The organism is Limnoraphis robusta CS-951 (assembly GCF_000972705.2).
Genome location: NZ_LATL02000282.1, coordinates 1 through 11249 on the forward strand (window position 1 = coordinate 1; position 11249 = coordinate 11249).

General features: G+C 41.9%; 12 protein-coding genes and 2 pseudogenes. 7 read left to right on the forward strand and 7 right to left on the reverse strand.

The window, feature by feature from the left end:
• Positions 1 to 715: pseudogene (locus tag WN50_RS23860) on the forward strand (cyclic nucleotide-binding domain-containing protein); the annotation flags it as partial.
• Between the two features lie 284 nt (positions 716 to 999).
• Entirely contained in the window at positions 1000 to 1935 is a 936-nt protein-coding gene (cysK, locus tag WN50_RS23865; RefSeq protein ID WP_046278279.1) for a cysteine synthase A, read from the forward strand.
• A gap of 28 nt (positions 1936 to 1963) precedes the next feature.
• Here cysK and WN50_RS34850 read toward each other — a convergent pair whose 3' ends face one another.
• Together WN50_RS34850 and WN50_RS23870 are read right to left on the reverse strand one after the other, a co-directional pair.
• A complete protein-coding gene (locus tag WN50_RS34850) occupies positions 1964 to 2113 on the reverse strand; it encodes a hypothetical protein (RefSeq protein WP_160315415.1) in 150 nt (49 codons plus the stop codon).
• A 306-nt stretch (positions 2114 to 2419) separates the two neighbouring features.
• Positions 2420 to 3541 (reverse strand): glycosyl transferase, encoded by a 1122-nt coding sequence (locus tag WN50_RS23870; protein ID WP_046280522.1) that lies wholly within the window; start codon positions 3539 to 3541, stop codon positions 2420 to 2422.
• A 333-nt stretch (positions 3542 to 3874) separates the two neighbouring features.
• Here WN50_RS23870 and WN50_RS23875 point away from each other — a divergent pair, with 333 nt between their 5' ends.
• Positions 3875 to 4318: a T3SS (YopN, CesT) and YbjN peptide-binding chaperone 1 gene (locus WN50_RS23875; RefSeq protein ID WP_046280521.1), complete on the forward strand. Its 444-nt coding sequence runs from the start codon at positions 3875 to 3877 to the stop codon at positions 4316 to 4318.
• Between the two features lie 276 nt (positions 4319 to 4594).
• Here the strand turns inward: WN50_RS23875 and WN50_RS23880 are convergent, their stop codons facing one another.
• Positions 4595 to 5443, reverse strand: a complete 849-nt coding sequence (locus WN50_RS23880) for an endonuclease/exonuclease/phosphatase family protein (RefSeq protein WP_046280524.1) — start codon at positions 5441 to 5443, stop codon at positions 4595 to 4597.
• A gap of 85 nt (positions 5444 to 5528) precedes the next feature.
• On the opposite strand from WN50_RS23880, the gene WN50_RS23885 reads away from it, so the two are divergent.
• On the forward strand, positions 5529 to 6875 hold the full coding sequence (locus tag WN50_RS23885) for a hypothetical protein (RefSeq protein ID WP_046280520.1): 1347 nt from the start codon (positions 5529 to 5531) through the stop codon (positions 6873 to 6875).
• A gap of 58 nt (positions 6876 to 6933) precedes the next feature.
• On the opposite strand, the gene WN50_RS23890 is transcribed toward WN50_RS23885, so the two are convergent.
• On the reverse strand, positions 6934 to 7152 hold the full coding sequence (locus WN50_RS23890; RefSeq protein ID WP_235441043.1) for a zinc ribbon domain-containing protein: 219 nt from the start codon (positions 7150 to 7152) through the stop codon (positions 6934 to 6936).
• On the opposite strand from WN50_RS23890, the gene WN50_RS35040 reads away from it, so the two are divergent.
• The 3 genes from WN50_RS35040 to WN50_RS23900 all read left to right on the forward strand — a co-directional run bounded on the left by WN50_RS35040 (position 7147) and on the right by WN50_RS23900 (position 8836).
• Positions 7147 to 7308, forward strand: coding sequence for a hypothetical protein (locus WN50_RS35040; protein WP_162490189.1), 162 nt, complete (start codon positions 7147 to 7149; stop codon positions 7306 to 7308). The two genes, WN50_RS23890 and WN50_RS35040, sit on opposite strands and share 6 nt — an antisense overlap.
• Before the next feature lie 239 nt (positions 7309 to 7547).
• Positions 7548 to 8207, forward strand: coding sequence for a MerR family transcriptional regulator (locus WN50_RS23895; protein ID WP_046280518.1), 660 nt, complete (start codon positions 7548 to 7550; stop codon positions 8205 to 8207).
• A gap of 152 nt (positions 8208 to 8359) precedes the next feature.
• A complete protein-coding gene (locus WN50_RS23900; protein WP_046280517.1) occupies positions 8360 to 8836 on the forward strand; it encodes a TspO/MBR family protein in 477 nt (158 codons plus the stop codon).
• Positions 8837 to 8960: 124 nt separating this feature from the next.
• On the opposite strand, the gene WN50_RS23905 is transcribed toward WN50_RS23900, so the two are convergent.
• From WN50_RS23905 to WN50_RS23915, 3 genes and pseudogenes are all read right to left on the reverse strand, one after another.
• Positions 8961 to 9233: a hypothetical protein gene (locus WN50_RS23905; RefSeq protein ID WP_046280516.1), complete on the reverse strand. Its 273-nt coding sequence runs from the start codon at positions 9231 to 9233 to the stop codon at positions 8961 to 8963.
• A 267-nt stretch (positions 9234 to 9500) separates the two neighbouring features.
• Positions 9501 to 10660 (reverse strand): aminopeptidase P family protein (locus WN50_RS23910; RefSeq protein ID WP_049560999.1); only part of this gene is annotated, 1160 nt, incomplete at its 5' end.
• Position 10661: 1 nt separating this feature from the next.
• Positions 10662 to 11091, reverse strand: a pseudogene (locus tag WN50_RS23915) (aminopeptidase P N-terminal domain-containing protein); the annotation flags it as partial.
• Positions 11092 to 11249: the final 158 nt, after the last annotated feature.

Below are 11249 nucleotides of genomic sequence, written 5' to 3' on the forward strand. Positions count from 1 at the left end.
TGCGTTGCCAATGGAGGGACAAGCAACGGGCGGATGTCCGCTTTATTCTCATCCCGCCCAACTTTCGGATAACCGGGATTGTGTTTTGTGCATGAGTTGTTTGAAAGCTTGTCCAAATCGTTCGGTTCAACTCAATTTTCGGTTTCCGGCGGCAGATTTATTAGAAAATCATCAAGGATTTCCTGCCGAAATTGCCCTACTGTTATTGTTGTTTGGCGGAATTTTTATCCATCACAGTCAGAAGGTTTTAAGTTTAGTGGGTTTAGGGGATTTACCGCTTGATTCTGAACATTTACTGCTGAGTCTGCCGATTGTGATAGGGTTGTTAAGTATTCCGGCAATAGTAACCTATGGAGTGCATAAGTTAGCGCAAGCGTTTGATGCGGAAATGCCGGATTATGCGACGGTGATTTATGCTTATTTACCGATGGTTTTGGCGGTGAATTTAGTGCATTATATTCCGGCTGCAATTGGTGAGGCGGGTCAGCTTTTACCTGTTACTGCTCGAACATTTGGCTATAGTGGTATCGGACTGTTTACTTTAACTTGGAGTGAGGATGTAGCAGTTTTTCTGCAAGGGGTGACTCTGTTATCTATTTTAGTTTTTAGTTTATTTCCCCTTCTTAAAATTACCCGTCGTCCCTGGCTGAATAATCTGCCGCATATTGGGTTAATGATAGTTTTGGTTGGGGTTTGTTTTCGGCTTATGGTTTAAGATTTCGATATCTCATAATGTTTGTAGTGCGGGCATCTTGCCCGCTTGAATTTCCAAACTGATTCCTGATTGCTACATATATCATATATAGCAGTAAGCGAATACATTAGGACATTTCTAAATCCTAAAACCCCTTCACCGTCTACTGTTCCCTGTTCCCTGTTCCCTGTTCCCGATTCAAGTAGCGCTATATATACAGCAAGCGAGACGCTTGCACTACTATGATTTCTATTTGCAATTGACCTGAAAATATATCTATATTATTCATAAGGTAAAAGAAGAAGATGAAAATTTACTCTGATATTACAGAAACGATTGGCAATACTCCTTTAGTCTATTTACAAAAGTTGCCTCAGCATTTTAATTGTGTAGCTGAGATTGCTTTGAAGTTAGAAAGTTTAAATCCGGCAAAATCGGTGAAAGATAGAATTGCGATTAGTATGTTGAATGAAGCGGAAAAAGCGGGATTAATTCAACCTCGTATTTCGACAATTATTGAAGCGACTTCTGGCAATACAGGCATTGGTTTGGCGATGGTTTGTGCGGCGAAAGGCTATCGGTTAATTTTAACGATGCCGGATAATATGAGTCAGGAACGTCAACAAATTGTTAAGGCTTATGGTGCAGAAATTATCACCACTCCCGCTAAAGCAGATATGGCGGGGGCTATTGCTAAAGCAAATGAATTACTGGCGAGTATTCCTCATGCTTTTTCCCCTCAACAATTTAGCAACCCAGCTAACCCGAAAATTCATTATCAAACCACTGGCGTTGAGATTTGGGAAGATACAGACGGTAAAGTTGATATTCTCGTTGTGGGTGTGGGAACGGGAGGCACGTTAACGGGGGCGGGATATTATCTAAAAAAACAAAAGCCTGACTTAAAAATTATAGCAGTTGAACCTGTTAATAGTGCGGTTTTGATTGGGAAGTCTGCGGGACTTCATAATATTCAGGGGATTGGCGCTGGTTTTATTCCTGATATTTTGCGGACGGATTTAATTGATGAAATCGTACAGGTGACAGAAGAACAAGCCTATGAAATTGGGCAGAAATTAGCAACAGAAGAAGGTATTTTGAGTGGAATTTCAACGGGGGCAATTGTTTATACTGCTCTACAACTTGGACAGCGTTTGGACTGTCAAAATCAGCTTATTGTCGCGTTTCAACCCAGTGGAGGGGAAAGATATCTCAGCACAGAACTGTTTAAATTTAGTTGATTTTTAAACTCAACAAATATTAGTGAATTTAAACTTTTATGGTTTTTTTGAACAGTTCTATTTTAGTCGGGTTTTCCCGTTTATTCTTCTCTAAAACTGCATCGGTTTCTGAAAGGAAAACATCTACTTTCGTTAAAGCAGTTGAAGTATCCACTAAAACATAAATTTCGACATCCATCTTCTAAACTCCTGAATATTGGGCTAGGTTCATTTTCTCGGCTTATTTGTGCTTTTCGGGACGATTTACAAAATTAGATTAACTCTAATATTAAGGCGGGTTTATGTCAATCTCGGGCTGATATTCTAGCTCTTAGAGAACCCGCCCCTACAGGAATTAAACTTCTTGAACTCGATGTTATCTCACTCCATTTTTTACCACATTTACTAAAATTTCAGGCTAGGGCGGGTTTATGTCAATCTCGGGCTGATATTCTAGCTTTTAGAGAACCCGCCCCTACAGGAATTAAACTTCTTGAACTCGATGTTATCTCACTCCATTTTTTACCAGATTTACCAGCATTTTAGCTATTGTTTCACTTCCAGTTTTATCCAAAACCTCAGACAAACGAGGCTGGTTTAACGGTTGGTGTATAAATTCCCAATTGCTTTCAAAAAATTCCCCATCGGTTAAAATTTGATGAGAGCTATAATTTTGTAACCCTTCTAATAAAATTTGGGCTTCGGCGAACCCTTCTCTAGACAAAGTTACAATGGGAATATTTAACCGCATGGCTTCTGAATAGGTACTAAACCCCGGTTTAGAAACCACTCGTCCACATAAAGGCATTAAGTCAACGGGGCGAATATGTGTATAATCGATTGAACTGTTGACTTGTGCTTTTTGAGTCTGGACTGAGATTAAATTGGGTAAATTAGGCGCATTTTTATCAAAGGTGATAAAGGTAAACTCTGGGAAGCTTTGTAGATTTTCATAGGGAATTCTAGCTAAACTTAATCCCCCAAATGTCAAAAGAATTGTTTTTTCAGGTGGGGTATTAATTTGAAAGTCTTCTCGGAGTGTATCTAAATTATAACGCGGATTTCCTCCCGTTAAACCTACGTCTGTAATATTAGGAAAAGCACTCATTTCTTCGTTGAGAGGAAGCCGGAACAAGCCATTACATTGACTAAAACAATCCGCAACCCAATCGGCGATTTCTATAAATTCTCCGCCCCAATCTCGATAGATAAAATCCCAGCCAAAGTTACTCATCATATAACCCGGAATTCCGGCTATTTTTGCAATAGAAGCGGCTAAAGGTGGAATATCCGCCAAGACTAAATCAACGCGATTTTGACGGATAAAATTAACTTCTCCGGCGATAATCGAATTTTGTTGTTTGCGAATTTCCTGTAATTTTTCGAGAGTTGCGGCTTTATTCATCGTTAAACTATCCGACTGAATAACCCCGACATCAAACGCCCGAGGACGTAAGATAAAGTCACCTTCGATATAGGATTCTAACAACCAACGCGGCGCCGTTGTGACTAAAATTAACAGGCTATCTGGACAAAGATGTTGAATTTGGGCGGCGACAGAAGCAGCACGAACGGCATGGCCAAATCCATGATTGGTGATAGCAATATAAAAAGTAGGTCTAGACATAAATGAACTCGGTTAGATACCGACATCTATTATAATAATTGATCACCGACTCCAAATTATTTTCTATAATGATCTCATAATTAACTGACAAAAAAACCAAAAAATATCAACTCTAGTCTTGATTTTATTCATCAATCCATACTATAATTTTTGTATCGCATCCCTGCTTCGCCATCGGGTAGCCTGCCACTGGCTTGCTGACTCTCATGCAATCACAATTCAGACAGTACCGTTAATTTTTGTTCGACGAGTTATAGAAATGATATAAATTTGATAACAACTGCTCTAAAGATGCTAAAACGAGTGAGAAGCATCAAGACAATAAATAGAGATATGAAGTTTGAGACTCTCAAGCAAGAAGCTTGCTACGAAAAAATTGAGCGCTGGATGCGGGAACTTTACGGTAAATTTCCTTGTCCGAAATCAGAAGTTCCAGGACTTGCTCTGTTTATGGGTTCGGCTCAGGTGGAAGTGTTAGTCTTTCCTTGGGGGAAAGATGATGCTATAATTACAGCCCGATCCTATGTCGTAACAGGAGCCGAACTCACTCCAGACTTAATGCGTTTTCTATTACGAGAAAATCACAATATGCGTTTCGGGGCGTTTGGAGTGGATGAACGGGGGGATATCGTATTTGAGCATACAATTGTGGGTTCAACTTGCGATAAACTTGAACTAGAAGCCTCCGTGAATGCAGTGTTAGAAATTGCTGATGATTATGATGATAAAATTGTAGAACGATGGGGAGGAAAACGAGCCTTAGATCGGTTGAATTAGTGAAAGATAGGGATGAGTTCATTAACGGTTATGGTTAATCAACGCCTGAATTTTTTCTAAGGATAATCCGGTGATTTGCATAACTTGTTCCTGACTCATTCCCTGTTGTAAAAAGTTACGATCAACTTATAGAAGTTGAGACTCTTATATTCACCGAACCACCGAACTAAACTGATGAGACTCGCTCCGTTCAGTCTAATAAAGATCAAAAAAGCGATCGCCTGATTTTATGATAATCAATGGCGATCGCGATGGCACAAAAATTCGATTCAAAATCTAAGGAATGCTAAAATTAGCCGTCAGGGGATAATGATCAGAAAATCCTTCCTTCTCTTTTTGACAAACCTGTTTTTGAATCAACAAAACATCAGATTCAGCCGGCCAAATTTTCGCCATCTGAGACACAAAAACATAATCTAAAATACTGGCATATTTTGGATCACATTGAGTTCCTGTTGGCGGACAAGAATTGGTTTTCAGACAATTTGGCTTAATCCAGGTCATCACCTCTTTTTTCAAAAAGATATCAAAAGCCTTATTCCCCTTTTTATCGACTAAATCATAGTCAAAGTTATAATCGCCAACCGCAATAACAGGTAAGGATTGTGCTTGCGCCCAATTGCGTAAATTTTCAGCTTGTTGATTGCGTTTAGTCTCACTTCCTCGGTTAAAATGATTAACCGTAAACAAGAACTCTTGACCTGTGGGTAAAAACTTAAAATGAGCCACTAACGGCGATCGCGAACCGCCAATATTATTCAGTTCTTCACTCTCGACAAGCTGAAGTTTATTTTTGTTGTAAATAATTTGCAGCTTATCTAATGAACCTGTTGTGCCGAAGATCGAATCAAAATCCGCTCCGGGAAAAGCAACCGCCTCCGTAAAAAGATCCGCCGCCGCTTGATCTGCAACTTCCGAAAGTCCCCACAAGTCAGCCCCCGAAATTTCTCGAATATCCTCAGCCACTAACTGCGGATCAGTATCGTTGAGATCGTCAGATTCAACATTATAACTGATAATAGACATGGGTTCGGCACTGGCGGGGAACGGGTGAGCGATCGCCACAAAGATTAGCAGTAAAATTACACCGAATGCCTTGAGAATTGACTGAATTCTATATTTCATAAACCCCTTTAAATTGGATACAGTTTTTGTCAGCTTGGCAAGACTGACTCCCAATTTGACAAGATCGCAGCCCAAGGAGTGACTCATGCCTGTTGAAATCGTGCCTGAAACTGACTTTAGATATTACCTAATAGCCTTTGATGAAACCGGAAAAGAACGCAAAGACGATCCTGATGGACAGATGACCCAACGGGTGATTGAAGTGTTAAAAACTGAACCGATTACTGACGTTTTTTTAATCAGTCATGGATGGCGTAGTGATGTTCCCGCAGCCCGACGTCAATATGGTCGTTGGATTAAGGCAATGATAGAACAAAAAACCGACCTAGAGAATATTAAAGACATTCGACCCGGATTTTCTCCGCTTTTAGTCGGGTTACACTGGCCTAGTCAACCTTGGGGCGATTATGACTTGGTAAATGCTTCGGCGATTTCCTATGGGTTTAGCGCCTCTTCTACAGCCACTCCCATGAATCAATTGGTAAATGAGTACGCAACCCGTTTGAGCGATACATCCGCCTCTCGACAAGCTTTGCAAACGATTTTACAATCCGCCCAACAAAACATCGCCCCGGAGGAATTACCACCCGAAGTCAGCCAAGCCTACCGCATTCTCAACCAAGAAACAACGTTAACCAGTCAAGATTTAGGGGCTTCACCAGCCGATGATCGAGAACCGTTTGATCCCGACAGTACGTTTCTCGTGGCGAGGGAGGAGGCTTTGAGTTATGGCGGGTTTAGTTGGGGGGGTGTTTTAGCGCCGTTGCGAACCTTATCATTTTGGAAAATGAAGGATCGGGCGCGTCAGTTTGGAGAAGGATCGGGACATGAATTTTTGAAGAACTTACAACGGGTAAGCGGGGAACAGGTACGATTTCATTTAATTGGTCATAGTTTTGGTTGTATTGTGGTGTCGGGAATGTTATCGGGAGAAAAGAATTGGGGCGTGTTAGAACGTCCGGTGAACTCTTTATTTTTGATTCAAGGGGCTTTTTCTCATTGGTCTTATTGTCGGGATATTCCGGTTACACCTGGAGTTGCAGGGTATTTTTACCCGTTAATTGCGGAGAAGAAAATTTCCGGATCGATTGTCACAACCTATTCTAAGTTTGATACGGCGGTTTGTAAGTGGTATCCCTTAGCGGCGAGTGCAACGAGCTTATTTTCGCGATCGGTGAGTTTCTTTGAATTTAACCAATTTCCCATGTATGGAGCTTTAGGGGCGTTTGGCGCTCGCGGAGGGAATGATTTTGGGGGGGTTGATATGGATATGTTGGAGCAAAATTCATCCTACCCCTTTTATCCCGGTCAAATCTATAATCTTGATAGTCGCGAGTTTATTCGAGAAGGTTCAGGCCCAGAAGGCGCCCATAACGATATTACTGGACCGGAAGTGGCTCATGCGGTTTGGCAAGCTGCGATCGCCAGTTAACTAATGTGTAAGCCCCACGTCGAGAGTGTTAAGTGTTAACGTGGGGTGAATGAGTTTGTTAATCTGTTGCGGTTACGTTTTCATAGACTCCTTGATCCCGTTTTACCAGTTTAGTAAATCCGGCGTTGCGATAATCGCTATTAGTCGTCGGAACAGACAACATCGGCGCACTCAAGACACGACGCACAGGCGCATCTTCTGGAGTCTGTCCTAACTCACATTGGGCTAACTGACAGACTTCACCCCAGGTTTTGATTTCCTGGTGAATGCTGTGCATCACTTCGACTTTCCGGTTATTGCTTGGACAGAAATAGTCGTAGATCGGCATGGTACGGTTAAGGATAGGGTAATTGAGGTGAACGATGATTGTATGGGCTACATGATTGTTAATTTTAGCTTGAGTTGTCTGAAATTGGCAGCTTTTGCAATTTGATCAACAAGATTTAACGCACATTTAATCGGAAGATCGGGCATAATACAAAAGCTGAAACTTTCCTTTCACATGACAGCTTTTTCAGTGATCCGTTCAGCACAAGGTAATTTGCTTTTTGAGTAAACGATGAACACCCGCGCAGTGACTTCTAACAACGGACAACCCCAAGTAGAGAACGGATCACTGATCACTGAGAACTGTGTTTGGGAGCAATCTACTATTGAGATGAGGATGTTCTAATGAGTGATTTTAAACCAACACCTGAAACCAATTTAACGATGGCTCAATTGTTGGAACGCTATCAGATTGGTGATGAAGCAACGCTAAGAACTTGGGCGCAATTGCATGGCTTGAATGGAAATCACGGGATTTATTCTCCGAATGAAGTGGAGTTAATTGATCATGTTCATCATCATTTACACAATTTGGGAATGAGCATTGATGAATACAAAAAGCTCGTGAATCGGCGGCTGCATCGTCCTTCCTATGAGTCGTCTGGGTGGAATTCTGCTGCAAACGCTCAACCGATTTCTCAACCGAATCCATCGGTTTCTAACTCGGTTTATAGTTCTTCAGAGAATCATTCATCGGATCAAACAGAAAAAGTGGTTCAAGAAGCATCAGGAGCGATTGAGATGCTAATGGAACAATATTCAGAAGCCATTGATTACATGGGAGAACAAATCGCTGATCAATTTATTGATGAGTTGGATGTTTCTGTGATGCGACATCTCAGTAGAAAGGTACAACAACGGTTAGCCCTTAATGGTCAAGCTAGGTCGAATCGTTTAATGAAAGCTATTCAAGGAGTGTTTCAATCTAAAAACAAGAGCTTGCTGATGGGTTCTCCTTCGGAAGATTCCAGTTTACACATGGAAAATACTCATCGTTTGGGTTAGGTAAATCTGTCTCAAGGAAGAACTAGGGAGAAGTCTAAACCCATTAAAATGAGTCAGTCGGATAATTTGAAATAAACTCTCAATTGAGAACTTACTCCCTAGTTCTGAGTTTACCCGTTCCGGCTCAACTATTCGGCTCGGAGTGATAATGAATGATTAAGTCTTGGATGGTGATTGCAGGGGTTGCTTTCGCGGTTGCTTTAGGCGGAAATCTCTTTCTTCAATCTGATGATCTACGATGGTTTCAACGGTTACGGCGTCCGAGTTGGTTGGTGTTTGAACGGTTAATTCCTCTGATTTGGACGATAGTTTTTATTGGCTTGGGTTGGTCTGCGGTGATTGTTTGGGAACAAGAACCGGGAACGATTATAACTTGGTTATTGATGGGATTATATTTGTTAGTTGAAGTCGTGACGATGGCTTATACTCCGGTCATGTGTAAAACCCGAAGTCTACAAGTCGGGACGATTATTGGCGGGACAGGGGCGATTTTATGTGTGATGCTAGCCATTAGTATTTTACCGATTTCTCAAGCAGCGACTCTTCTTTTACTTCCCTATATTCTCTGGAGTCCTATCGGAACTTTTGTCACTTGGCGGATGGCTCATCTTAATCCCGCAGATGCGTAAATTGCTTCAAAAGATTTCCTGATCCCCTGCTTTTTGGGGCTAATGGGTTTGGGTTCAAAAAAGTTCAACGGAATAAATAGAGATGTTCCTTGTAATCTTGCTGAACCTGCTATATNCGGATGGCTCATCTTAATCCCGCAGATGCGTAAATTGCTTCAAAAGATTTCCTGATCCCCTGCTTTTTGGGGCTAATGGGTTTGGGTTCAAAAAAGTTCAACGGAATAAATAGAGATGTTCCTTGTAATCTTGCTGAACCTGCTATATATCGATGGGTTTCTAGCCAATTTTTATCGGCGAATGATTGCCCTGTAAAACTTTGATAGAGAATTCCCTGACAAGGTGAACCATCAGGGTTAGACTGTCCGTTTGGTTTGAAGGCATAAAATCGATAAGCCACAGATTCAAAGTTGGGGTAGAGGTAGACGCTCGTTTAATAAAAAATTCAACCGTTTTGTTTGAGGGAATCTGTCTGCTTAATCTTACAATCTTTTTGAGAATTTGTAAATCGCTATCTTCAACCTTTACAATTTTGTTAGAATATTCAACCCAAACCCAGGAAACTCACCCCAATTAAAATAGAGAAAAAACCACCAAGACACCAAGACACCCAGAGAAAATCTTCGTGTCTTTGTATCTTTGTGGTTAGTTTCTCTTTGAAAGTTCATCATTGACTCTGAACTAACGCTTCAACTTGACTGGCTTGGTTGGGTAAATTAGCCGTTAACACTTCGGTTCCCGTTTCTGTAATTAAGACGTCATCTTCGATGCGAATTCCTCGCACATCTGCAAATTCTTTTAACTTCTCCCAATTTACTACTTCTTGATATTTTTCCCGATTTTCTTCATCCTGCAAAATCGCCGGAACTTGATAAAAACCCGGTTCTATTGTGACTAACATTCCCGCCTGTAACGGACGATTTAATCGCAAATATCCTAGCCCGAACCGTTCACTTCTAATTCTTCCTTCTGCGTATCCGGCTAAATCTCCTAAATCTTCCATATCATGGACGTCTAAACCCAATAAATGACCAATTCCATGAGGGAAAAATAAGGCATGAGCATCTTGTTCGACTAAATCGCTGGGTTGACCTTTTAATATGCCTAGATTAACTAATCCTTCCGCAATTTTTAAAGCGGCTAACAGATGAATTTCTCGGTATTCTACCCCCGGTTTAATCTTTTCAATACAAGTATCATGGGCGTCTAAAACTACCTCATAAATATCCCGTTGTGTTGAGGAAAATTTACCGGAAACAGGCCAAGTTCGAGTGATATCAGCCGCCCATCCCATTGCCGTCTCCGCACCGACATCTACTAATAGCAAATCCCCCGTTTGTAGAGGGTTAAAATACTTTTCGTGGTGCAGCACTTGACCGTGAACCGTGACAATGCTATTGTAAGAACACACTGTATTGTGGGAAGTTATGACTTTTTCCATCTCGGCTCTGACCTCCCCTTCGGTTTTCGCTTTGGAAGTGACTGCCATACCTGCTTTGTGAGCTTCAACGGTAATTTTGGCGGCTTGGCGAAGTTCAGTTAACGCCGCTTGATCGTGAGACAAGCGTAACGCAATAATCGCTTTTATCAGTTCTAAATCAATGCCTGTTGCGGTTTTGGGAGGATGAACTGCACGGTTAAGGTGTTGAAACTGTTGGGTTTGAGTGATCGGATCTTGAATTAAAATCGTCGCTGCACCTGCCACCCGAGACGCTAACTCAGCCAGGGGAAACGCCGCATCCGCCCCGATAGATTCTGCGATAGTCTCCCGTTTGGGCATTTCTCCGTGCCAGAGGGCGTAACTGGGGGGCGGCTCATCGATGAACANGATGAACTGCACGGTTAAGGTGTTGAAACTGTTGGGTTTGAGTGATCGGATCTTGAATTAAAATCGTCGCTGCACCTGCCACCCGAGACGCTAACTCAGCCAGGGGAAACGCCGCATCCGCCCCGATAGATTCTGCGATAGTCTCCCGTTTGGGCATTTCTCCGTGCCAGAGGGCGTAACTGGGGGGCGGCTCATCGATGAACAACTCCATTTTACCTCCCTCGAGGCGAATTACAGCATTTTCTAACGGAAGTCCGGCGAAGTAGAGAAAATGACTGCTAGCGCGAAACGGGTAAGTATTGGCGGGAAAATTACGGGAACGATACCCTCCTGACCAGAGAATAGCCGGAAAATCGATTAATTTTGCCAGTTGTTCTCGTCGGGAACGTAAAGCGTCAGGCAGTTGTTGGGAATCAGTGGGCAGTTGCATTATTTTCAAGGGAGAATTTGAGCGTTTAATTGATCATCGAAATTTTGGGTCTGAAACCCCGCCCTAAAGGACGGCTTTATTCAATAAGTTTAACGTCTTCACAAGACATATGTTAAACTATGAGGCATGACTGAGAAAGCCTATCGCTACCGTTTTTA